Origin of the sequence: Methylobacterium carpenticola (assembly GCF_042748905.1) — a bacterium.
Lineage (GTDB): Bacteria > Pseudomonadota > Alphaproteobacteria > Rhizobiales > Beijerinckiaceae > Methylobacterium > Methylobacterium carpenticola.
On record NZ_JBHZEO010000001.1, the window covers coordinates 4,076,936 to 4,098,497 of the forward strand.

20 protein-coding genes are annotated in these 21,562 nt (G+C 71.0%); 6 read left to right on the top strand and 14 right to left on the bottom strand.

Annotated elements, in window-relative coordinates; all coding sequences use genetic code 11:
* Positions 1-243: 243 nt before the first annotated feature.
* Entirely contained in the window at positions 244-1,575 is a 1,332-nt protein-coding gene (locus tag ACE101_RS19060) for an ABC transporter substrate-binding protein (protein WP_379132686.1), read from the bottom strand.
* Positions 1,576-1,898: 323 nt separating this feature from the next.
* Here ACE101_RS19060 and ACE101_RS19065 point away from each other — a divergent pair, with 323 nt between their 5' ends.
* Both ACE101_RS19065 and ACE101_RS19070 read left to right on the top strand, forming a co-directional pair.
* Positions 1,899-2,777, top strand: a complete 879-nt coding sequence (locus ACE101_RS19065; RefSeq protein ID WP_379132689.1) for an alpha-hydroxy acid oxidase — start codon at positions 1,899-1,901, stop codon at positions 2,775-2,777.
* Entirely contained in the window at positions 2,774-2,941 is a 168-nt protein-coding gene (locus ACE101_RS19070) for an alpha-hydroxy-acid oxidizing protein (RefSeq protein ID WP_379132691.1), read from the top strand. Before ACE101_RS19065 ends, ACE101_RS19070 begins: the two co-directional genes overlap by 4 nt.
* 65 nt (positions 2,942-3,006) lie before the next feature.
* Here ACE101_RS19070 and ACE101_RS19075 read toward each other — a convergent pair whose 3' ends face one another.
* Positions 3,007-4,455, bottom strand: a complete 1,449-nt coding sequence (locus ACE101_RS19075) for an IS1182 family transposase (protein ID WP_379132694.1) — start codon at positions 4,453-4,455, stop codon at positions 3,007-3,009.
* A 14-nt stretch (positions 4,456-4,469) separates the two neighbouring features.
* Here ACE101_RS19075 and ACE101_RS19080 point away from each other — a divergent pair, with 14 nt between their 5' ends.
* Positions 4,470-4,739 (top strand): alpha-hydroxy-acid oxidizing protein, encoded by a 270-nt coding sequence (locus ACE101_RS19080; protein ID WP_441005386.1) that lies wholly within the window; start codon positions 4,470-4,472, stop codon positions 4,737-4,739.
* 307 nt (positions 4,740-5,046) lie between these two features.
* Here the strand turns inward: ACE101_RS19080 and ACE101_RS19085 are convergent, their stop codons facing one another.
* Entirely contained in the window at positions 5,047-7,890 is a 2,844-nt protein-coding gene (locus ACE101_RS19085) for a PAS domain-containing sensor histidine kinase (protein ID WP_379132698.1), read from the bottom strand.
* A 236-nt stretch (positions 7,891-8,126) separates the two neighbouring features.
* Between ACE101_RS19085 and ACE101_RS19090 the strand changes: the two genes are divergently transcribed.
* Positions 8,127-8,570 (top strand): phasin, encoded by a 444-nt coding sequence (locus ACE101_RS19090; protein WP_379132700.1) that lies wholly within the window; start codon positions 8,127-8,129, stop codon positions 8,568-8,570.
* A gap of 246 nt (positions 8,571-8,816) precedes the next feature.
* Here the strand turns inward: ACE101_RS19090 and ACE101_RS19095 are convergent, their stop codons facing one another.
* On the bottom strand, positions 8,817-9,056 hold the full coding sequence (locus ACE101_RS19095) for a hypothetical protein (protein WP_379132703.1): 240 nt from the start codon (positions 9,054-9,056) through the stop codon (positions 8,817-8,819).
* A gap of 127 nt (positions 9,057-9,183) precedes the next feature.
* Between ACE101_RS19095 and ACE101_RS19100 the strand changes: the two genes are divergently transcribed.
* Positions 9,184-9,474 carry a hypothetical protein gene (locus ACE101_RS19100; protein ID WP_379132704.1) on the top strand — a complete coding sequence of 97 codons (291 nt, stop codon included), beginning with the start codon at positions 9,184-9,186 and terminating at the stop codon, positions 9,472-9,474.
* 69 nt (positions 9,475-9,543) lie between these two features.
* On the opposite strand, the gene ACE101_RS19105 is transcribed toward ACE101_RS19100, so the two are convergent.
* From ACE101_RS19105 to ACE101_RS19115, 3 genes are all read right to left on the bottom strand, one after another.
* The gene (locus ACE101_RS19105; protein ID WP_379132706.1) at positions 9,544-10,209 is read right to left on the bottom strand and encodes a L,D-transpeptidase; all 666 of its coding nucleotides are present in this window, start codon (positions 10,207-10,209) and stop codon (positions 9,544-9,546) included.
* Positions 10,210-10,516: 307 nt separating this feature from the next.
* Complete coding sequence (locus ACE101_RS19110; protein WP_379132708.1) at positions 10,517-11,776, bottom strand: class I SAM-dependent RNA methyltransferase; 1,260 nt, start codon at positions 11,774-11,776, stop codon at positions 10,517-10,519.
* Positions 11,773-12,525 (bottom strand): TlyA family RNA methyltransferase, encoded by a 753-nt coding sequence (locus ACE101_RS19115; RefSeq protein ID WP_379132711.1) that lies wholly within the window; start codon positions 12,523-12,525, stop codon positions 11,773-11,775. The genes ACE101_RS19110 and ACE101_RS19115 overlap by 4 nt, the downstream gene beginning before the upstream one ends.
* 139 nt (positions 12,526-12,664) lie before the next feature.
* Between ACE101_RS19115 and ACE101_RS19120 the strand changes: the two genes are divergently transcribed.
* Positions 12,665-13,150 carry a superoxide dismutase family protein gene (locus ACE101_RS19120; RefSeq protein WP_379138794.1) on the top strand — a complete coding sequence of 162 codons (486 nt, stop codon included), beginning with the start codon at positions 12,665-12,667 and terminating at the stop codon, positions 13,148-13,150.
* A 270-nt stretch (positions 13,151-13,420) separates the two neighbouring features.
* Here ACE101_RS19120 and ACE101_RS19125 read toward each other — a convergent pair whose 3' ends face one another.
* From ACE101_RS19125 to cpaB, 7 genes are all read right to left on the bottom strand, one after another.
* Positions 13,421-14,386 (bottom strand): type II secretion system F family protein, encoded by a 966-nt coding sequence (locus ACE101_RS19125; RefSeq protein ID WP_379132713.1) that lies wholly within the window; start codon positions 14,384-14,386, stop codon positions 13,421-13,423.
* A 66-nt stretch (positions 14,387-14,452) separates the two neighbouring features.
* Complete coding sequence (locus tag ACE101_RS19130) at positions 14,453-15,421, bottom strand: type II secretion system F family protein (RefSeq protein ID WP_379132716.1); 969 nt, start codon at positions 15,419-15,421, stop codon at positions 14,453-14,455.
* Positions 15,418-16,869 carry a TadA family conjugal transfer-associated ATPase gene (locus ACE101_RS19135; protein ID WP_379132719.1) on the bottom strand — a complete coding sequence of 484 codons (1,452 nt, stop codon included), beginning with the start codon at positions 16,867-16,869 and terminating at the stop codon, positions 15,418-15,420. Before ACE101_RS19135 ends, ACE101_RS19130 begins: the two co-directional genes overlap by 4 nt.
* A gap of 112 nt (positions 16,870-16,981) precedes the next feature.
* Positions 16,982-18,226, bottom strand: a complete 1,245-nt coding sequence (locus tag ACE101_RS19140; protein ID WP_379132722.1) for a CpaE/TadZ family protein — start codon at positions 18,224-18,226, stop codon at positions 16,982-16,984.
* Positions 18,227-18,328: 102 nt separating this feature from the next.
* Positions 18,329-19,069, bottom strand: coding sequence for a CpaD family pilus assembly protein (locus tag ACE101_RS19145; RefSeq protein WP_379132725.1), 741 nt, complete (start codon positions 19,067-19,069; stop codon positions 18,329-18,331).
* A 56-nt stretch (positions 19,070-19,125) separates the two neighbouring features.
* The gene (locus ACE101_RS19150) at positions 19,126-20,619 is read right to left on the bottom strand and encodes a type II and III secretion system protein family protein (protein WP_379132727.1); all 1,494 of its coding nucleotides are present in this window, start codon (positions 20,617-20,619) and stop codon (positions 19,126-19,128) included.
* Between the two features lie 38 nt (positions 20,620-20,657).
* Positions 20,658-21,461, bottom strand: a complete 804-nt coding sequence (cpaB, locus tag ACE101_RS19155; protein WP_379132730.1) for a Flp pilus assembly protein CpaB — start codon at positions 21,459-21,461, stop codon at positions 20,658-20,660.
* Between the last annotated feature and the right edge of the window lie 101 nt (positions 21,462-21,562).

A 21,562-nucleotide genomic window follows, 5' to 3' on the forward strand; every position in this document is an offset into this window, starting at 1 on the left:
CGTGTCCTCCTGAGCTGTGTCGTGGGCCGGCCGTCTCGCGCGAGATCGGGCCGTTCGGCGACTGCATTCGCACTTAGCCCCTGCCGGCCGGCAATGGAAGCGCCGGCCGGACGCCAGCTCTCCTGAGCTGTGAGTTCTCGAAAACAGTCCGTTCACAGGCCGATAGCTGAGAAAACCTGTCGATGATGCTCCGGCCGGGGAGGGAAGCGCACCCGACTGACGCATGGGAATCAGGCCGGAACCCTAGGTCCGGTCACACGGGTCCGGCCGCTCCGGCCAGGGCTGGCCGGCTTCGGCGGCGCGGGCGACGAAGGCCTTGGCGGCGGCGTCGAGCCGGGGCCGCAGGCGCTGGCGCAGCGGAGCGATCTTGTCGCTCGCCGTCACCCACTTGGCGCCGTTCCACTCGACCACGAGGCCGGCCAGATGGCCGCTGTGGTTGGCGCAGGAGAGCCGCAGGCTCGCCGCGAACCCGGTCAGGCCGAGCTCCTTCCAGCGCGCCCCGTCGAGATTGAGCGCCTCCAGCCCGCGTCGCACGGCGTCGCCGTCGAGCTCCCGCCCGCCGGTGAGGCGCTGCGCGTTGCGGATGCCCTCCGCCACGATCACCGCCGCGTAGACGCCCCGGTTGTAGAGGAGGCCCGTCGCCTGGCTCTTCTCGGTGCGGGACAACCCCGCATCGATGGCGAGCAGGTCCATCTGGTCGAAGGCCGGGAAGCTGTCCGTCGCGGCGTGCCAGGTGATCTCCTTGAAGCCCCTGGCGGCCGGGCCCGCCCGCCGCAGGGCCTCGACCCCCGGCCCGCCGAGGGCGATGACCCGACCGAGCGGGATGCCCGCCGAAGCGGCCTCGGTGACCGGATCGCCGGCGAGCCCGGCCGAGCCGTCGAGGAGCAGGTAGTCGGGGGAGGCCGCCTTGACCGCCCGCCACGCATCCGGCGTTCCCTCTCCGGGAGCATCCGGCAGGGCGTAGCTGCGCAGGGTGAAGCCGAACTCCTCCGCGAGCCCCTCCAGCATGCGGATGGGATCGCGGCCGGCCGGGCTGTCGCGGTGCAGATAGGCGATGCGGCGCCCCTGCAGCCCTTCAGGCCCGTCGAGTTCGTCGATGAGGTAGGCGAGGGCGACCGTGAGCCCGTCCCAGACCGTGGCCGGCGGCGAGAAGGCGTAGGGGAAAACGCGCCCGAGGGCCGCCACGGAGGGGCCCGCCGCGACGCTGACGAGGGGGATGCGGTCCGCCGCGCTCGGCCCGAGCAGGGCGAGGGCGAGATCGGCGCCGCCCGGATTGATCGAGACGGCGCCCCGCTCCTTCGCGGCCGCGTAGCAGGCTTGGCCGCGCTCGATCTCGCCGCCGGTCTCGCATTCGATCACGGCGATGCGCCGGCCGCCGACGCCGCGGTCGCGCTGGTTCAGCATGGTGAAGTAATCGGCGAAGCCGTTCGCGAGGGCCTCGCCCGAGGCGGCCGCCGGGCCGCTGCGCTCGGTCAGCAGGGCCACCGCGAGATCGTCCGCCGCGCCGGCCCGCGGCGCCGAAGCGGCGAGCAGGGCCCCGGCGAGAACCGAGCTCAGCACGTGGCGGATCGTCATGGCGTTTCCCCGATGATCGCGCGGCCGGCTTGCGGACCCGGCGTCGCTGCGTCGCACAAGTGTAGCGCCGTTCCAGGCCGGGCCGATAGGTGGCCCTCGGCCGGCCGGTTCACCGAGGGGCAGCCGTCCGAGAGCATGCACAACAAGGCATGTTATATGAAATATATGAACTATTAGGCATATTTTGAAGTAATAAAACTCGCATCTGTACTCTTTTTGCACCGCAATAGCAGTGCTTGGGGCTACATCGAAGCAAGCAAGATGTACGGGATCACGAGACGATGGTGCGGGGATTCGACGACCGGGGTGAGAATAGGTCCGAAATGGCGATCAGCCGGCGCAGGTTCCTTGAGTTCCTCTCGGCGAGCCTGGTCGTGGCGCCGGGCGTGGCACGCGCGCTCGCCGGCCTGTCGGTGCTCGGCGGCGGCGAAGCGCTGGCGCAGAGCTACGACGTGCTGCGGCAGGCACCCGCCAATGTCGGGCCTGTCATCGCCGACCCGTCGCAGGCCCTCAACGTCTTCGACTTCGAGCCCGCGGCCAAGCAGGCGCTGCCGCCGGCCCATTACGGCTACCTCGCCACGGGCATCGACGGCGACGCCACCCTGCGCGCCAACCGCGAGGGCTTCGACAAGTACCGCATCCGCGTCCGCCGCCTGATCGACGCGCGCAGGATCGATACCAGCGTGACGATCTTCGGCGAGACCTGGGCGAGCCCGATCGCGCTGGCGCCGGTGAGCAGCCAGGGCGCGTTCCATCCCGATGCCGAGGCGGCGGTCGCCCGCGCGGCGAAGGCCCGCGGCCATCAGATGATCCTCTCGACGGTCGGCAGCACGTCGATCGAGGAGGTCATCAAGGAGCGTGGCGCCCCCGTCTGGTTCATGCTCTACCCGACCGACGACTGGATGGTGACCGAGGCCCTGGTGCGCCGGGCCGAGAAGGCCGGTGCGCCGGCCATCGTGCTCACCGTCGACCGGCAGGGCGGCCGCAACACCGAAACCCGGTTCCGCGAGCGTCGTCTCGACACCCGCACCTGCACCGACTGTCACACGCCGGGCTTCAAGAACGAGGTCAGCCGCAAGCCGATGTTCGACAACCTCGACGTGTCGACGGTGACGAACCTCTACGGCACCGGCATGGATTGGGGTTACGTCAAGCGCCTGCGCGGGCTCGTGAGGGGCAGGCTCGTCGTCAAGGCATCGTGACCGGCGAGGATGCCAAGGTGGCGCTCTTCTACGGCGTCGACGGCCTGATCGTGTCGAACCACGGCGGCCGGGCCGAGGAGAGCCTGCAATCGACCATCGAGGCGCTGCCCGAGGTGGTCGCCGCGGTGGACGGCAAGATCCCGGTTCTGGTCCAGGCTGTGTGAGAACGCGGTTTTGGTGGCTGGGTAGCTGAGCGAGCTCTTGCAGCGAACTCGCGTGCATGGGGGGCTTAAGCCCGGATCGCTGTGATCAGCGCTCCAACCCCGACGATCTGGATCATCCGCTTCATGTTGTAGGCCAGAACCTGCAGGCTCACCTCGGTTCTGACCTTCGCCAGTGTTCGGGTCAGGAAGTGCGTCGCCCCCATCCAGGCCTTCAGCGTGCCGAATGTGTGCTCCACGGTCTGCCGACGGATCATCATCGCCTCCGGCATCCGATCGAGCCGCTCCTGCATTGCGTCGAGCACGCCCTCGTGCACCCAGCGCTTGATCCGCCGCGTCTTCGCAGGCGTGCAGCGAGGTTTGAGCGCGCAGCTCAAGCAAGCCGTCGAATGACTGTAGGGGTCCATGGCGTCATCCCCGGACTGGCGGTCGGACCGGGCGGCTCCCTTGGTCAGGTGCTGGCCAGCGGGGCAGGTGTAGTGATCCTTCTCGGCGTCGTAGACGAAGTCTTGTCCTGTGAAGAAACCTCGTTTGGCGTGGTTCGAGGTGAGGGTCTTGGGCACGCACGGCAGGAGGCCCGTGCCTTCACAGGCCAAGACTTGATCACCGTTGAGGTAGCCCCGGTCGGCCAGCAGCGTGAGCGAGGCGCATCCCGTCGCCTCTTGGGCCAGGAGCCCCGGCGGGACGAGCTGAGCGCGGTCGTTGCCGACGTTGGTCACGGCGTGGGCGACGATCAGATGATGCTCGGCATCGACGGCCGCCTGAACATTGTAGCCGACGATGCCGGTTCCCTTGCCGTGGGTCGCCATCGCGCGAGCATCGGGGTCGGTCAACGAGACCTGCTGGTCGGGTGCTTCCTCGACCCGCTGACGCATCGCTTGCAGATCTTTCATCTGCTCGCGCAGGGCTGCGATCTTCTCGGTGAGCCGTGCTGTTCGTGCCTCGGCGACGTCACTCGGCTGGCGGTCGGCCCGGTCCAGGGCTGCGAGGTAGCGGGCGACGCTCGCCTCGACCTGCGCCAGACGCGCCTCGACTTTAGCTACGGTGAAGTTCTTGTCGCGGTTGTTGATCGCTTTGAACTTGCTGCCGTCGATCGCGACCACCGCCTTGCTGAACAGGTTCAATCGACGACAGAGGATGACGAACTGGGCGCAGGTGGCCTGGATCGCAGGTCCATTGTTCTTGCGGAAGTCGGCCAGGGTCTTGAAGTCGGGCATCAGCCGGCCGGTCAGCCACATCAGCTCGATGTTGCGCTGGGTCTCGCGTTCAAGACGGCGACTCGACGGCACGCGGTTGAGGTAGCTGTAAAGGTAGATCTTGAGGAGCGTCGCCGGGTCGTAGGCTGGACGGCCAGTCGTCCCGGGCACGGCTCTGGCAAAACCGAGAGTGGCAAGATCAAGTTCGTCGACAAAGACCTCGACGAGGCGAACCGGGTTGTCCGCCGTCACGTAATCATCGAGGCAGTCCGGCAGCAGCGTGCTCTGACGACGATCCTCACCTGCGATGAAGCGGGTCATCCCGACCTCCTCAGATCGGTGACAAGCTTAGCAGATTAGGGCGTTTTCACACAGCCTCGGTCGATAGCGGCTTCCGCCGCGGCACCGACGTGATCAAGGCGCTGGCCCTGGGCGCGACCGCGGTCTGCATCGGCCGCCCCTATTGCTGGGGCCTCGCGGCCTTCGGCCAGCCGGGCGTCGAGGCGGTGCTCGCCATCATGCAGCGCGAGTTCGAGACGATCATGCGCCAGGTCGGCGCCGTGAGGATCGCCGAGATCGACAGGCGCGCGATCAGCCACCTCTGAGGACGCCGCGGGTGACGGGCGGCCGCGCCGATCGCGTCGAAGCGCGGCCCGTATCCCTCCGCCCGTCAGCCCGCATCGCGGACGCATCCCCGAGACCCCGTCAAGGCTGACGGAGCATCCGGCGGGGCGCCGCACCTTGATCCAGATCACGGTGCGGGCGGCGTCCGCTCCGCGGCCGGGCCGCGGTGGCATGGGCCCGGGAGCCGCGGTTCAGGCGCACATGCCGGCGGCAGGTCGGCCGGAGGCTTGCCGACGGCGATCGACGATCGCCGGGACCGGCCCGATGTGGTGGGAGCCGTGCGCGCCCTCAGCTCGCGAGCACGCGGGCGGGCGGGAACAGCACCTCGACCAGCGTGCCCTCGTGCTTGCGGCTCGTCACGCGCAGGGTGCCGCGGTTCGCTTCCACCAGGGCCTTCGTCAGGGGCAGGCCGAGCCCGGTGCCGCGCCCGCGCCGGTTCTGCGCCGTCGCGACCTGCCGGAAGGGCTGGAGCGCGGTCTCGATCTCGTCGGAGGTCATGCCGATCCCGGTGTCGCGCACCCGCAGGGCGACGCCGCCGCGGTCGGTCATCGCCGTCGAGACGATCACCTGCCCGCCCGCATCCGTGAACTTGATCGCGTTGGCGATCAGGTTGAGGGCGGCCTGCCGCATCGAGCGCAGATCGGCGAGGACGGGCTTCAGCCCGGTCGCGAAGCTCGTGCGCACGACCACGCGCTGCCGGGCCGCCTGCGGCTGCATCAGCGAGACGCTCGCGCCGACGAGTTCGTTCAGCACCACGCCGGTGAAGCTCAGGTCGAGATGGCCGGCCTCGATCTTGGCGAGGTCGAGCAGGTCCGTGACCAGGCTGACCACGTGCTCGCCCGAGGTGCGGATGTCGCGCAGATAGTCGCGGTAGCGCTCGTTGCCGATCGGGCCGAACTGCTCCTCCATCATCACCTCGGTGAAGCCGAGGATCGCGTTCAGCGGCGTGCGGATCTCGTGGCTGATCGTGGCGAGGAAATCGGATTTCTGGCTGTTGGCGAGTTCCGCGGCGCGCTTGGCGCGCAGCAATTCGGCCTCCGTGCGCCGCGAGGCCGAAACATCGCGGAGCAGGGCGGAGAAGCGGCGGGATCCGTCGCCCGCCACGGGGGCCAGGGTGACGGCCAGGATGCCGTCGCGCCGCTCGGCCACCGCCTCCGTGCTCGCCGGCTCCCCGGCGCGGGCGCGCTGCAGGGCCGCCTGCACGGCCGGCCGGGTGTCCGTGGTGAAGAGCCGCGAGAAGTCCTCGCCCGCGACCTCCCGCGGCTCGTGGCCGAACAGGGCGTTGGCGCCCGTGTTGAAGTCGAGGATGCGGCCGCTTCCGTCGAGGGTGACGACGCCGTCCGTCACCGAATCGAGGACCGCCTCGATCTCGCGCAGGCTGTCGCGCTGCCGGGCGAGGTCGAGTTCGGTGGCGGCGAGGGCCCGGGCCGGGTCGGTATCGGGCAGGCGGCGCACGAGCAGCAGGCTCGCCGGCGCGCCGCTCCACTCGACGGTGGTGAGCGTCACCGCCACGGGCAGGGCGCCGCCCTCGCGCGGAGCGAGGCAGACCGGATGCCCGGCCTCCGCCTCCGGCAGGCTCGCCGGGTCGCGCCCCTTGAACAGGGCGCTCGCGCCGCCCGCCTCCGCCAAGTGCTCCGCCGTCGGGTAGCCGGCGAGGGCGAGCAGGTGCCGGTTGACGAACAGGATCTCGTCGCCGCGATGCACCACGAGGCCGAAGGGCAAACGGTCGAGGATGCGGGACGTCCGGTCCTCGGAACCCGGCGATTCGGGCTCCGCCGGTCGGGCGGGCGCTGCGGCGACCGGGAAGGGGGTGACGGCGCCGGACCGGCGCGGGGCGTCCTGCACGTCCTCGTCGGGGACCGGGTCCGTCTCGGACGGATCGCCCGCGAAGCGGGCGCCGAGCGCCCGCGCGATCTCCCGGAAGGCCGCATGCTCGTTGAGCGAGAGCTGGCCCGGCGCGAGCGGCTTGTGCGACGCGGGGGCGGGCGCGTCCGCGGCGGGCGCCTCGTCGGCCGGGGGGGGCGCAAGATCGTCCTTCTCGTCCGCGCAGGCGGCCGGATCCGTCGAGAAGGTCCAGCTCAAGCCGAACGGATTGAGGGATGAGGAGGCCATGATCCCGGCGAAGCCCGCGAGCGTCGCGCCGGCGATCGACGCGAAGGCCGGAAGATCCGCCATCGGATCCGGGGCGGGCGGAGCAGGGGAATCCGGGGGGATGGAGCGGCCGATCGAGATCACCGCAGCCGCCCGTTCGCGCAGGCTGGGCCGGGCCCGCGCGGGTGCCGCGACCGGCCGGGGCGGCACGGCCGAGACGCGGTCCGGATGGATCACGCCGAAGCCGCTGAATCCCGCAAAGGCCCGCCCTTCGCCGAGACGCGGCGCTCCCGAGAGGTCGACCTGAACGCCCCGGTCGCCCTCGCCGAGCCGCCAGCGGACCGTGATGGCGCGGAAGGTGCGCCGTTCGTCGAGGGACGCCGCCAGGCCGTCATCCGCAGGCATGACCGTGCCGGCGAGGAGTTCGTCCCAGGACCGGCCGACCGGGGAGGCCCCGACGATCTCCGCGAGGGCCGAGGTCGCCTCGATCAGGCGTCCGCCGGCGTCGCTGCGCCAGAGGAATCGCACTGGCGCCGCGGGGCTCGCCGGAGCGGCGGATTCCGGTGCCGGGGGCGGGGGCGGTTCTTCCGCCGGAGGCGGGGAGGGCGGGGCCGGCGTCTCCGCCGCGGCCGCCGCGGCCGGTCCGCGCCGCGGCCGGAGCGCGGGCAGCGGGTCGACCGGGATCAGCGCGACGGCCTCGCGCCCCTCGGCCAGGGTGACCGCGACGCAGGCGCAGACCAGGGGCGGCGCGAGCCGGCCCGGATCGAGCCGCAGGCGCGAGAGCCGCGGCACGCCGGCCTCCGGGGCGGCGGGGCGCACCCCGCGCAGCTGCCGGGCGAGCTGAAGGCCCGGCTCGATGCGGCCCGAACCATCCGCCATCACCGACCGGAGCCCAATTGCCGCAGGGGAAGCGTACAGGACGCGATCGGCCGCCGGATCGACGAACAGGCAAGGCAGCGGACGTCCGCCGACCAGCCGTTCGACGGCCGGAAGCGCCCGCAGGGCCGCGATGCTCGCCTCGAACAGCGCCGTATCGTCCACGTCCGCTCCCCAATCCGCCCGATCCTGGTGGAACCGGACGATTCGCCGTCCCGTATCCTTCCCGCATCCGGATTTAACGGAAATGAAACGCTCGCGCACGGGCACGGAATGCGCAGCCCAAGCGTTAGATCATCATTAACCTTAACGACCCGCGGCAAACTGGCATTCCGCGGGCGACGTGGTATTGTGCAGTGCACAACGCCCGTGCCGCACAAATCACCAGCGAGGAGACGAACATGACCACGACCCCGAACTACGAGATCCCGACCGAAATGCGCGACTTCGCGGAGAAGAGCGTCGAGCAGGCTCGGAAGGCTTTCGACTCGTATATCAGCGCAGCGCGCAAGACGGCCGACACGATCCAGGGTTCGGCGGAAGTGGCACGCTCCAACGCGCAGACGCTGTCGAGCCGCAGCTTCGCCTTCGCCGAGCAGAACGTGAACGCGGCCTTCGACCTGGCGCAGAAGCTCGTGCGCTCGCGCGACGTGCAGGAGGCGATGCAGCACCAGGCGGAGTTCATCCGCAGCCAGTTCGCCGCGATCCAGTCGCAGGCGAAGGAATTCGGCAGCATGACCCAGTCGGCCATGCAGCAGGGCGCCGAGAACGCCAAGGCGGCCATGCAGCAGGGCGTCGAGACGGTGAAGAACACCGCCAACGACGTGAGCCACACCGCCTCCTGAGGGCGGCGCCTCATCGGAATTGCGAGGCGATTCCGCTGGGGCTTCCTGCTTCTGCATCGGCGCCGCCGTGAGGCGGGTTGACCCGGCTGCCCGGGACCCGAGGGGAATCTCGGGCGGCGAGATGACGGAGACGGAGCCGCAGGGCTGCCGCCTCCGGGGAGAGGGTGCCTCCCGAGTTCTGTTCATGGGCGTTGAGACCCGGCCGCATCCCGCAAGCGGGGTGCGGCCGTTTGCATCCGCGCTCCCTCAGGACGCGCGCGGCCGATGGAAGGCATGCATCCGCGTGAGGGGGCCGACTTCCGGCTCCGCCCCGGGATCGTCCTCGTCCTCGGCGAACGGCTCCTCGCCGGACGGCGGTTCGAGGTCGCGCACGAGCCGGGCGATCTGCATCGCGCGGTCGGCGCAGTCGGGGGAGAGCCGGGCGATCTCCTGCGCCAGGTCGAGAATCGCATCCAGGGTGCGCTGCCATTGGCCCGGGCACGTCATGGCTTGCTCCCGCTCTGCTTGGTGGGGAAGGCCCGCGTTGCCGGCGCGATCCGGTTCCGCTACCGATGCCGCCCCGTGCCGCCCCGTCCCGCAGGGCGGCGCCTCATCCTGAACGGAGAACGCAGTGATGCGACGGTTCGTTCGCGCCTCCCTCGCGTCGGCGGCCCTGTTTGTCACGGCCCTGACCGGGTTGGCCTCGGCCCAGCCCTATTACGTCCCGGACGACGAGCCGCCGCCGCCCCGCCGCCGCGCGGTCGGCTACAATTGCGAGGCGATCCAGCGCGGGTTCACCGGGCCCCATCCCTATTCCTGCCCGCTCGCCGGACCGCGCCCGCTCGGGATGCGCTGCTTCTGCGATCTGCCGATCGCGCCGTTCAGCCCGCCGCAGCCGCCGGCTCCCGGGCGCGTCGTTCCCTGAAACAACGAAGGGCCGCCGAGAGGCGGCCCTTCGATCCCAGCTGAGCCGGAGATTGCTCCGGCCCGGAGATCAGTTCAGCACGACGACCTTCGCACCGACCTTCACCCGCTCGTAGAGATCGGTGACGTCTTCGTTGGTCATGCGGATGCAGCCCGAGGACACCGCCTGGCCGATCGTGTCCGGCTCGTTCGAGCCGTGGATCCGGTAGAGCGTGCCGCCGATATACATGGCGCGGGCGCCGAGCGGGTTGTCGATGCCGCCGGCCATGTAGCGCGGCAGGTCGGGGCGGCGGGCCAGCATCTCCTTCGGCGGCGTCCAGGACGGCCATTCGCGCTTGGCGATCACGGTCTTGGTGCCCGACCACGTGAAGCCCGGCCGGCCGACGCCGACGCCGTAGCGGATCGCCATGCCGTCGCCGAGCACGTAGTAGAGGCGGCGCTCCGCGGTCGAGACCACGATGGTCCCCGGCGCGTAGCGGCCGGTGAAGGGCACGAGTTCGCGCGGGATCGGCGCGACCTGCGCCTGATCCGTGCTGCCGGCGCCCTGACCGCGGCCGTAGCCATAGCCGTAACCGGACGAGGGCTGACTGTAGATCGTCTCGGCGTAGGGCCGGCTGGCATAGTACGCCTCGCCGGGATTCATCTCGAAGGGATCGTAGGGTGCGGCCTGGACCGGGGCCGAGGCGAGCACGCAGGCACCAAGGACGCCCGCGAGGGCGGAGGCGAAGATCTTCATGACTGGGAGCCTTACCTCAGCAATTACCTTTGCAGTGAAGAATGTACGACGGACGCTTCGGTTCCGTGAAAAAGCCACGGTTTCTGATGTGGCGAACCACTGAGCCGTCGAGCGGTTCACGGTTGCTTGAGCGAACCGCTCGGATGCTGCGGTGCGCGGGCGCACCTTGGCCGTTCCATGGGGGCGCGGGCGGCCGTGATCTTGGCGGCGCTGCGACCCCGGCGGAGGTTGGATGAGCCGCTCGGAGCTTGCTTGATCGATCTTGCCGTCTTTTCCACCCTGATCCCGAGAGCAGGCAGACTGGTGCTCACCGCCGGCGGCGCTCCCGCCGGAAGACGCCGACGAGTTCGACGTGAGGCGAGTGGCGGAACTGGTCGATCGGCACGACCTCGTCGAGGGCGTAGCCGCCGGCGATGAGCAGGCTCGCGTCGCGCGCGAAGGTGCCCGCGTCGCAGGAGACCCCCACCACCACCGGAACCTTCGATTCCGCGAGCCGGGCCGCCTGCGCCTCGGCCCCGGCGCGGGGCGGATCGAACACCACCGCGTCGAAGCGGTCGAGTTCGGGCGCGAGCAGCGGGCGGCGGAACAGGTCGCGGCGCTCCGTCGTCACCGCGCGCAGGCCCTCCGCGAAGCGGGCGGCCCGGTCGAGGGCGGCGAGCGCCCCGGCATCGCCCTCGACCGCGTGGACGGCCCGTGCCTCGGCGAGGCGCAGCGTGAAGGCGCCGGCTCCCGAGAACAGGTCGGCGACGCGCTTGGCGCCGCCCATGGCCGCGACGACGAGGTCGGCGAGGAGGGACTCGCCGGCGCGGGTCGCCTGCAGGAAGCCTCCGGGCGGCGGCACCAGGGCGGCGCGGCCCACCCGCACGGCCGGCAGCCGGCGCTCCAGCAGCACCTCCCCGTGCAGGGACAGGCGGGCAAGGTCGCACTCGCCCGCGAGCGCCACCAGTGCCTGCCGGGCGCGCCCGTCGGCGGGTCCGTGGCCCCGCACGTCGACGTCGAGCCCGCCCTCCGTCGCGGTCGCCTGGACGTCGAGGGGCTTGCCGCCCCCGCCGAGCGGCCGGGCGAGGAGCCGGGCCACCTCGGGCGCCCGGTGCAGGGCGGGCTCGGTGATCGGGCAATGGTCGATGGCGACGAGAGCGTGGCTGCGCGCCGCCATGAAGCCCGCCCGCACCTCGCCGTCGATGCGGCGGACGTGGAAGGTCGCCCGGCGGCGGCCGGCCCCGTGCGCGTCTCGCAACGGTGTCACCGCCGCCGCGACGCCGGCCCGGGACAGGGCGGTCGCGACGAGGTCGCGCTTCCAGTCCGCGTAGGGCCCGGGGGCGAGGTGCTGGATGGCGCAGCCGCCGCAGGTGCCGAAATACGGGCAGAACGGCGCGATGCGGTCGGGCGAAGGCTTGAGCACCGCCTCGAGGCGCGCCCGCGGCTGGCTCCCACGCGTCTCCTCGGCGCAGACCCGCACGGTCTCGCCCGGCAGCGCGCCCGCGACGAGGAGACCCCCGGCGGCGATGCCGTCGCCCCGCGCGCCGAGCCGCTGGATCTCCACGACCGTTTCCGTCTCGCCGCTCATGCGACCTCTCCGCTGCGGCGGGTCGCCCCGACCAGGAATTCACGATTGCCGTCCCCGCCCTCGATCGGCGAGGGGATCAGCCCCACCACCGCGAAGCCGAGGGCGTCGAGGAGGTCCCGGATCCCGTCGCAGACCTCCGCTTGGACCTCCGGATCGCGCACGAGGCCGCCGCGGCCGATCCGCCCGCGTCCCGCCTCGAATTGCGGCTTGATCAGCGCGACGAGGCGGGCACCGGGCGCGAGGAGCGGCGGCAGCACCGGCAGGACGAGGCGCAGGGAGATGAAGCTCACGTCGATGACGGCGAGGGCGGGCGGCGCGGCGAACAGGGCGGCGTCGAGGGAGCGGGCATCCGTCGCTTCGAGGGAGACGATGCGGGGATCGCCCGCGAGACGGGGATGGAGCTGGCCGCGCCCGACATCGACGGCGTAGACGCGCGCCGCTCCCCGGCGCAGCAGCACGTTGGTGAAGCCGCCGGTCGAGGCGCCGAGATCGAGGCAGGGCAGGCCGGCCGGGTCGATGGCGAAGGCATCGAGGGCCGCCGCGAGCTTCAGCCCCCCGCGCGAGACGTAAGGGTGGGGCGCCTCCGCGCTGATCCGCGCGGTGCGGGCGATCAGGTCGGAGGCGCGGCGCACGGGCTCGCCATCGGCCAGTACCAGCCCGGCGGCGATGGCGGCCTGCGCGCGGGCCCGGCTCTCGAAATGTCCGGCCTCCACCAGGAGGCGGTCCGCCCGCACGCGCTCCTCGCTCACCCCTGGCTCCTTCACGCTCGCCGCGGCCCCTGTGCGCCGCCCGGCCTTCCCTTACCTTATGCGGCCGTGGAGAGGAGAGGGCGGAATGATGAGACGTATCCTGTTCGGCACCGCGGTGGCGCTCGCGCTCGGCGCCGCGATGCCGGCCATGGGTCAGCAGAACGAGCCGGCCGCACCGCAGACCTTCGAGGCGCCGGTGATCAACGCCAAGGGGGAGACGATCGGACGGATCCGGATCCGCGACGGCGCGAACACGCTGGTGCTGCGCCTGACGATCGCGGCCGGCGGCCTGCCGCCCGGCTGGCACGGCATCCACTTCCACGCGGTGGCGAACTGCTCCGACACCGTGAAGTTCGAGATGTCCAAGGGGCACGTGAACCACGATTCCAGCAAGCACGGCCTGCTCAACCCGGACGGCCCGGACGAGGGCGACCTGCCGAACGTCTTCGCCAACGCGGACGGCTCGGTGAATGCCGAGGTGTCGAGCGAGACCCCGCTGACGGGGGAGGGCGGACTCAAGGACGCGGACGGTTCGGCCCTGGTGATCCATGCGGGCGAGGACGACCACGCGAGCCAGCCGATCGGCAATGCCGGCGGGCGCATCGCCTGCGCGGAGATCAAGTAGCGCGGCCGGTCCGGCGGCCGCGCGGGCTTCCGCCGGATGAGAGCCGGCCGCCGTTCCGAAGCCGACTGCCGCGTGTGATACGGTTTCCGGACGATCACTTTCGGAAACCGTATCACGAGCCCGCGCGGCGCCTGAGCGAGGCCGGTTTCCGCATCGCGAAGCGATCATCCGGAAACCGTATGAGGGGCACCCTTTCCCGTTCGGGCTGAGCGGATTCACCCGTCTCCGACGGGGATGCTCACGACCCGAAACCTGAATCCGCTGCCCGCATCAGCGGTTGGCCATGATCTGCACCATCGCGGGGGTGAGGATCACCACGAACAGCACCGGCAGGAAGAACAGGATCATCGGCACGGTGAGCTTCGGCGGCAGGGCGGCGGCCTTCTTCTCCGCCTCGTTCAGGCGCTGGTCGCGGCTCTCCTGGGCGAGCACGCGCAGGGCCTGGCCGATCGGCGTGCCGTAGCGTTCCGCCTGGACCAGGGCCGTGCAGACCGCCTTCACCAAATCGAGCCCGGTGCGCAGGGCGAGGTTCTCGTAGGCGATCCGCCGGTCCGAGAGATAGGACAGCTCGGCCGTGGTGAGCGCCAGCTCCTCGGCGAGAACGATGCACTGGTTGGCCATCTCGACGCTCACCCGGCGGAACGAGTGCTCGACGGCCATGCCCGATTCCACGCAGATCAGCAGCAGATCGAGCGCGTCCGGCCAGTTCTTCTTGATCTCCGCCTGCCGCTTGGCGGTCTGGTTCCTCAGGAAGACCTCGGGCGCCTTGATGCCCGCGTAGACGGCCGCGACCACGATCATCAGCCGGACGGAGAAGGGCTGGTTCAGCACGCGCAGCACGAAGAGGTAGAAGACCGAGAACACGAGGAAGCCGGCCGGCATGACGAGCCGGAAGAACAGGAAGGCGGTCTCGGCCTGCGGGCCGCGGTAGCCGGCCATCATCAGCCGGTTCTTGGCATCGTCGGCGGCGAGCCAGTTGTCGAGCCGGAAGCGCTCGACCACGCGCCTCATGTAGGCCTTGGGCTGCTGGCGGAGGTTGACGCGCTGATGCAGCCTGTCGCGCTCGCGCAGGCGGATGCGGTCGCGTTCCTCGCCGACGCTCCTCATCCGCCGCGCGAGGCGGTCCGGTTCGAGGAAGGGCTGCAGCAGCGTGTAGGCGGTGGCCGCGGCCGCCACCGCGGCCAGGACCGAGCCGAGGGACCGCGGCTCCACGAGGGTGAACAGAAGGTCCATCATCCGGCTTCCCGCAGGACGGCGCGACGGGCCCGGCCGGCGCGCCGGCTCGGATCGGCCGTTCCGCCTCTAGATTTCGAAGGTGATCATCCGCTTCATCACGAGCACGCCGAGGAGCATCCACAGGCCGGAGGCCGCCACGGCGATCTGGCCGACCTGCGTCGTCCAGAGCAGCGCGATGTAGTCGGGGCTCGACAGGTAGCAGAGGACCGCGACGATGAAGGGCAGCGAGGCGATGATCGCCGCCGAGGCGCGCGCCTCCATGCTCATCGCGCTGACCTTGTCGACCATGCGGCGGCGGTCGCGCAGCACCTTCGAGAGATTGCTCAGCGCCTCCGACAGGTTGCCGCCCGATTTGGTCTGGATGCCGATCACGATCGCGAAGAAGTTCGCCTCCGGGACCGGCATGCGGTCGTAGAGCCGGGTGGCGGCCTCGGTGAGCGACACGCCCACCGCCTGCGATTCCACGAGCACGCGGAACTCGGTCTTGACCGGCTCGGGCGATTCCCGGGCGATGATGCGCAGGCAGTCGCCGATCGGCAGGCCGGACCGGATGCCGCGCACGATCACGTCCATGGCGTTGGGCAGTTCCAGGACGAAGCGGTTCATGCGGCGCTTGCGCAGGTAGCGCAGCAGCCATTGCGGCGCGCCGAGGCCGACCGCGAAGGCCGCCCCGGCGACCAGCAGCAGATGCCCGGTGAGCAGCAGGATCATGACGGCGGTCAGGCCGGCGGCGAGCCCGCTGAAGAGGTGGAACTGCGTCGGCGAGATCGTCAGGCCGGCCTGGGTCAGGCGCAGCTCCAGGCTCGGCCGCGCCTTCTTCTCCTTGTTCTCCAAGTCCTTGAGGCTCTTGGCGACCTGATCGCGCCGGCTGGTGGTCTGGATCCGCTCGCTGGCCGGGCGCCGCCCGACGATCGCCTTCTGCCGCTTGGTCGCTCGCGCCTGGCCGGGCAGCATCGGCAGGATGACCGCGGAGACGATGCAGGCCGCCGCCAGGGCGAGGAGGGCCGGGACGGCGAGGGATTCGAGGCCGGTCACGCCAGCTCTCCCGCCTCGGTCGTCTCCGCCGCGTCGAGCGCCGCCGCGAGGGCCCGATCCTCGCCGTAATAGCGCGCGCGGTCCCAGAAGCGCGGCCGGCCGATCCCGGTCGAGCGGTGGCGGCCGACGAGCCGGCCGTTCGCGTCCTCGCCGGTGACCTCGTAGACGAACAGGTCCTGGGTGATGATGACGTCGCCCTCCATGCCCATCACCTCGCTGATATGCGTGATGCGGCGCGAACCGTCGCGCAGGCGCGCGGCCTGGACGATGACGTCGATGGAGCCCGCGATCATCTCGCGGATGGTCTTGGAGGGAAGCGAGTAGCCGCCCATCGAGATCATCGATTCGATGCGCGACAGGCATTCGCGCGGGGAATTCGCGTGCAGCGTGCCCATCGAGCCGTCGTGCCCGGTATTCATGGCCTGCAGGAGGTCGAAGGCCTCCGGTCCGCGCACCTCGCCGACGATGATCCGCTCGGGCCGCATGCGCAGGCAGTTCTTGATCAGGTCGCGCATGGTGATCTGGCCCTGCCCTTCGAGATTCGGCGGGCGGGTTTCCAGGCGCACCACGTGGGGCTGCTGGAGCTGCAGCTCCGCCGCGTCCTCGCAGGTGATGATGCGCTCGTCGTCCTCGATGTAGCGCGTCAGGCAGTTGAGCAGGGTGGTCTTGCCGGAGCCCGTGCCCCCCGACACCACCACGTTGCAGCGCACCCGCCCGATGATCTGCAGGATCTTGGCACCCTCGGGCGAGATCGAGCCGAAGCGCACAAGCTGGTCGAGGGTGAGCTTGTCCTTCTTGAACTTGCGGATGGTCAGCGCCGGCCCGTCGATGGCGAGCGGCGGGGCGATGACGTTGACGCGCGAGCCGTCGGGCAGGCGCGCGTCGCAGATCGGGGAGGATTCGTCGACCCGGCGGCCGACCTGGCTGACGATCCGCTGGCAGATGTTCATCAGCTGCTGGTTGTCGCGGAAGCGCACGTTGGTCAGCTGGATCTTGCCCGCGACCTCGATGTAGGTGCGGTTCGCGCCGTTCACCATCACGTCGGCGATGTCGTCGCGGCCGAGGAGCGGTTCCAGCGGCCCGTAGCCGAGCACGTCGTTGCAGATGTCGTCGAGCAGATCCTCCTGCTCGGCGATCGACATCACGACGCTCTTGAGACCGATGATCTCCGTGACGATGTCGCGGATCTCCTCCCGGGCGGCATCCGCCTCGAGCCGCGCGAGCTGCGCGAGATCGATCGCCTCGATCAGCGCCCCGAAGATCATGCTCTTCGTGCGGTAGTATTCCTCCGAGCGGGCCGCCTCCACGGTCACCGCGACCGAGCGCTGCGCCTCCGCGCGCGGCGGGCTCGCGTCCTGAAGGACGGGCGCGATCGCCGCCTGCGGAGCGGGCGCGGCGGGCGCAGCCGCGGGCTTGGGGGCCGTCGCTCCGGGTCTCCTGCCGAACATGGGTCCTGCGACACCTTCGCTTCGGTCGTGCCCGGTCCTCCGCGACCCGCCACGACCGGCACGGGATCACGGCCTCGTCCGGCCCCCGGAATGCCCCCGCCGCCCGGGGAGCTCAGGAGGCCTTGCGCCGCGCGAGCTTGGCGAGGAGCGGCTCCAGCAGCGTCGGACGGGTCTTCTTGGTCTCGGCGCGCCCGGTCACCGTGCCCGCGAGATCGGCGAGGATGTCGGTGACCCGGCTGCCGGCCTGCACCTCGGCCAGCATCTGGCCGTTATTGGCGGCGGCACCGAACAGGGCGGGATCGAACGGCACCACGGCCGCCGCGGTGACGTCGAGGGCCTTGGCGAACTCGGCCGCGGCGATCTCCGGCCGCTTGGGCATGCCGACCTGGTTGAGCACGAGGCGCGGCGCCCGGTCGTTGGGCCGGGACTGGCGCAGCAGATCGAACAGGTTGCGGGCGTTGCGCAGGGAGGCGAGTTCGGGGGCCGCCACGATCAGGATCTCGTCGGCGCCGATCACCGTCTTGCGGCTCCAGGCCGTCCAGACATGCGGCACGTCGAGGACGATGCAGGGCACCATCCCGCGCAGGATGTCGACGAGCCCGTCGAAGGCGCCCTCGCCGAAATCGTTGGTGCGGTCGAGCGTCGCCGGCGCCGCGAGCAGGCTCAGGTTGTCGGTGCATTTCGACAGCAGGCGGTCGACGAAGTTCGCGTCGATGCGCTCGGGCGCGAACAGCGCCTCGGCGATGCCCTGGGGCGGGTCCTGGTTGAAGTTGAGCCCGGCCGTGCCGAAGGCGACGTCGAGATCCGCGATCACCGTCGAGGTGGCATGGTCGCGGGCGATCGCCCAGGCGAGGTTGTGGGCCAGCGTCGAGGCGCCGACGCCGCCCTTCGCCCCGACGACCGCGACGGTCCGGCCGAGCGGGTCGGCGCCGGGCTCGGCGAAGAGGTCGGAGATCGCGCCGATCACCGTCACCGGATCGACCGGGGCGATCAGGTACTCGCTCACCCCGCGCCGGATGAAGTCCCGGTAGAGCAAGACGTCGTTGATGTGGCCGATCACCACCACCTTGGTGCCCGAATCGCAGACCTCGGCGAGGCTGTCGAGCTGGGCGATCGGGCTCGTCTTGCCGCCATGCATCTCGATCAGCAGCACGTTCGGGGTCGGCGCGCTGCGGAAGGCCTCGGTGGCGGCGGCCGTGCCGCCCATCTGGACCTTCAGATGCGCCTTCTGCATCCGGCGGTCCTCGGCCGCGCTCTCGATCACGGCAGCGACGTCCGGGGTCTCGCAGAAGGCCTGGATCGTGATGCGGGGAACCGGGGCGATCACCCGTTCGGCCGGGTCGGTTCTGTCAGGCATGGAGCGGCTCGCGGACTTCCCCCAGGTAATCCTGGCCCAGGTGTTGCTGGTTCCTGTGTTGCAGGCGACGGCGGTGCCGGCGCGGCACCGGATCCCCGCGAGTCACTGCCCGACCTGCGACCTCACGCTGGCCTGCCCATCCTGCTTCCAAGTGGTTGACGGATCCTTGCCGGTGCGCAGGCTCTCGATGTTCTGCGTGCGCGTCACCGTGTCGATGCGGCCCTCCTGGCGGCCGCGCACCAGATCGACCGGGTCGGCGACTTGGCTCGCGAAGTTCGAGCGCGTGGAGCAGCCGTAGTTCCAGGGCGACTCGTTGCGCAGGTCGAAGCCGGCATCGCTCACCCCGAGATCCTGGGGCCACAGCCCGCAGGCGCCGCTCACCTTGGCCTGCATGCGCTGGAAGCTCAGCCGCACCGGCGCCGTCACCGCGGGGTTGGCCACCGCGTAGGGCGCGACGACGAGTTCCCGCGCCGGGACGCCCCGGCTCACCGCCCGCTCGCGCAGGGAGGCGGCCGTGCGGGCGACGGCGGGGCCGGGCACCTGCGCGCCGCGCGGCACCTCGATCACCAGGACGCCGCGGCCGTAGCGGCGGTATTCGAGCAGGAAGGCGTCGACGTCGTCGGCTTGGCGCGGGTCGATGTGGCCGATGCCGGTCACGAAGACGTCGAGGGAGCGCGGCGCGTCGGCGAGGACGATCGGGTGACGGGCCGCCACGGAGGAGGGGTAGATCGACCCGGTGGTGGCGGCGCGGTTGCCGACGCAGGCGCCGAGCGACAGCGCGAGCGCTCCGATGCCGGCGGCGCGCACGGCGGGCCTGGAGACTTTGCGCAGGGTGCGGATCATCGCGGGCGTCCGTGGTGTCGGGGGCGAGAGGGCGGGCGAGGGGGGCTGGACGGACGCTAGTCGGTGATGAAGCCGAAGCGGCCGTGATAGGCCTTCGCGGCGAGGGGCGCGGCGCCGACCACGCCGTAGAGCCGGTTGAAGCGCCCGAGCAGGACCGCCTGGCCGTCCGTCGCCTCGACGAAGCCGTCGTCGGGCCGCTTGATCTCGGCCGGGTCCATCGGCTTGGCGATGAAGGGCGTCACCATGATCATCAGCTCGGTCTCGTCGCGCTGGTAGTCGCGCGAGCGGAACAGGGCGCCCAGGACCGGCAGGTTCATCAGCGCCGGCAGGCCCGTGATGGCCGCGCGGTTGCGCTGCTGGATCAGACCCGCCGTCATCATCGTGGCGCCGGAGGCGAGTTCCACCGTGGTCTCGGAGTTGCGGACGGTGAAGCCCGGGATCGCCGTCGTCTCGCCGCTGAAGTTGATGTTCAGCGTGTTCTGCTGGTCGATCTCGGTGACGTCGGTCCCGACCCGGATCGAGATCCGGTTTTCCGACAGGACGACGGGCGTGAAGGTGAGGCTGACGCCGTAGGGCTTGAAGGTGACGCTCGGCGTGCAGACCTGCGAGCCCGTCGTGGCGGCCGAGCAGGCGAGGCTCCCCGGGACGGGGAGCTGGCCGCCCGCCGTGAACTTGGCGGCCTCGCCCGAGATCGCCGTCAGGGTCGGCTCGGCGAGGATGCGCGACACGCCCGCCTGCTCGAAGGCCTTCAGAGTGGCCTTGAGGGAGGCGCCGCCCCCGAAATTGACGGTGCCGGTGATGGCGTTCCCGCTCGGGAAGCGCCCGCCGTTGAGGGCGAGCGGCGCCACGTTGGTGAAATCGAGGTTCGACCAGCCGCCGCTCAGGTTGACGCCGAACTGCTTCAGCACCGAGCGGGACACTTCGACCACGGTGACGCGCAGCATCACCTGATCCTTGCCGCGGATGGTGATGTTGTTGATCACCGTGCCGCGGGCCGGCGTGCCGCCGCCGCCGATCCCCACGAAGGCGTTCGCGACGTCGATCGCCTGCTGCGCCTCCGCCGCGGAATTGACCGTGCCCGAGAGCAGCACCGAATCCCCGGCCGCGCGGACGTCGAGCCGCGCGGCGGGAAGGCTGGTGGCGAGGGTCTGGCGCAGGACGTTGAGGTCGCGGCCCACCGTCACGTCGAGGGAGGCGATCTGGCGCCCCTCGGCATCCATCACGAAGATCGAGGTGGCGCCGTTCTCGACGCCGATGATGAAGACCTTGCGGGTCGAGCGCACGACGGCGTTGGCGACCTTCGGGTTGGCGACGAAGACCTCCTTGGCGTCGCGCGGCAGATCGACCACCAGGGAGCGCCCCTGCGTGAGGTCGACGCGCCGGGCGATGTCCGCCTCCTGCGGCCCGACCGACAGCACGGGGGCCGGCATCGCCGGGGCGCGCTGCGGCGCGGGACCGGGCGCCGCCTGGCTCGCCGTCCCGGGGGCGGCCGCGAGGAGCCCGGCCGCGATGCAGGCGTGGAGCGGCCGGAGGAAGGGAAATCTCGTCATGACGCGGGCTTTCTCGGCGCGGCTCACAGGTCTGCGGCTCACCGGCGGGGCGCTTGGTTGGAGACGCCGTAACGGACCACGGTCAGGCCGGCTTCCCTCGGGGTCTCGGGACTCTCGGGCGGCGCCTGACTGGCGTCCGAGAGGCTGCGCAGGGCGAGGGAGAGCTGGCCGGTCTTCTGGGCGAGGGTGATCTGCTCGGCTTGGGCGGGGGTCAGTTCGAGCGTCGCGGTGTCGCCGGTGACCACGCGCTCGCCGTTGCGCTCCTGGATCGTCTGCCCGACCGCCAGCACCCGCACGTTCTGCAGGATCGTCCCGGCGGTCTGGACCTCGGCGGAGGTGGCGCGGGAGGCTTCCTCGTCGCGGGCGGTGCGCAGCACGTCGACGCGGTCGTTCGGCAGGATGAACCCGCCCGCGGTGTTGCTGCCGCGCGAATCGATGGAGATGGCGACGGCGCGCATGCCCGAGGGCAGGATCGCCGAGAGGAAGCCGCTGCCGTTGGCCTTGATCAGCTTCTCGCGCCGGATCGGCTCGCCGCCGAGGAACGGGTTGCGCACGAAGGAGCCGACCGTCTCGTCGAGCGCCTTCGGGTTCTGCTCGCGCTGGACGAAGCCGTCGTTGAGGGCCGTCTTCGGCCAAGCCTGCCAGCGCAGATCCGCGGGCTTGAGGATCTGTCCCATCGGCAGGTCGGCCGCCGCCACCAGCACCTCGGCCGTTTCGGCGGCCACCGGGGCCGCGGGCATCGGCGCCGGCGGAGGGAGCGGTGGGCTGCCGCTCATCATGTAGAACGCCGCCAGGCCGGTAACGGCGGCGACGCCGATGAGGAGGGCGCGGGAAGAGTTCATGGACGAACCGGAACGGACGCGGACGGCACGGCGCCGTCGTCCCGCCCAGGTGACCATCCATTCCTCAAATTAAGGTTAACCGTTTCCTGCCGACCGCTTGG

Excerpts from the sequence above, each read along its gene's own strand:
- ACE101_RS19060 (WP_379132686.1), bottom strand. The coding sequence starts at position 1,575 with ATGACGATCCGCCACGTGCTGAGCTCGGTTCTCGCCGGGGCCCTGCTC.
- ACE101_RS19065 (WP_379132689.1), top strand. The coding sequence starts at position 1,899 with ATGGCGATCAGCCGGCGCAGGTTCCTTGAGTTCCTCTCGGCGAGCCTG.
- ACE101_RS19075 (WP_379132694.1), bottom strand. The coding sequence starts at position 4,455 with ATGACCCGCTTCATCGCAGGTGAGGATCGTCGTCAGAGCACGCTGCTG.
- ACE101_RS19090 (WP_379132700.1), top strand. The coding sequence starts at position 8,127 with ATGACCACGACCCCGAACTACGAGATCCCGACCGAAATGCGCGACTTC.
- ACE101_RS19095 (WP_379132703.1), bottom strand. The coding sequence starts at position 9,056 with ATGACGTGCCCGGGCCAATGGCAGCGCACCCTGGATGCGATTCTCGAC.
- ACE101_RS19100 (WP_379132704.1), top strand. The coding sequence starts at position 9,184 with ATGCGACGGTTCGTTCGCGCCTCCCTCGCGTCGGCGGCCCTGTTTGTC.
- ACE101_RS19105 (WP_379132706.1), bottom strand. The coding sequence starts at position 10,209 with ATGAAGATCTTCGCCTCCGCCCTCGCGGGCGTCCTTGGTGCCTGCGTG.
- ACE101_RS19110 (WP_379132708.1), bottom strand. The coding sequence starts at position 11,776 with ATGAGCGGCGAGACGGAAACGGTCGTGGAGATCCAGCGGCTCGGCGCG.
- ACE101_RS19120 (WP_379138794.1), top strand. The coding sequence starts at position 12,665 with ATGCCGGCCATGGGTCAGCAGAACGAGCCGGCCGCACCGCAGACCTTC.
- ACE101_RS19125 (WP_379132713.1), bottom strand. The coding sequence starts at position 14,386 with ATGATGGACCTTCTGTTCACCCTCGTGGAGCCGCGGTCCCTCGGCTCG.
- ACE101_RS19135 (WP_379132719.1), bottom strand. The coding sequence starts at position 16,869 with ATGTTCGGCAGGAGACCCGGAGCGACGGCCCCCAAGCCCGCGGCTGCG.
- ACE101_RS19140 (WP_379132722.1), bottom strand. The coding sequence starts at position 18,226 with ATGCCTGACAGAACCGACCCGGCCGAACGGGTGATCGCCCCGGTTCCC.
- ACE101_RS19145 (WP_379132725.1), bottom strand. The coding sequence starts at position 19,069 with ATGATCCGCACCCTGCGCAAAGTCTCCAGGCCCGCCGTGCGCGCCGCC.
- ACE101_RS19150 (WP_379132727.1), bottom strand. The coding sequence starts at position 20,619 with ATGACGAGATTTCCCTTCCTCCGGCCGCTCCACGCCTGCATCGCGGCC.
- cpaB (WP_379132730.1), bottom strand. The coding sequence starts at position 21,461 with ATGAACTCTTCCCGCGCCCTCCTCATCGGCGTCGCCGCCGTTACCGGC.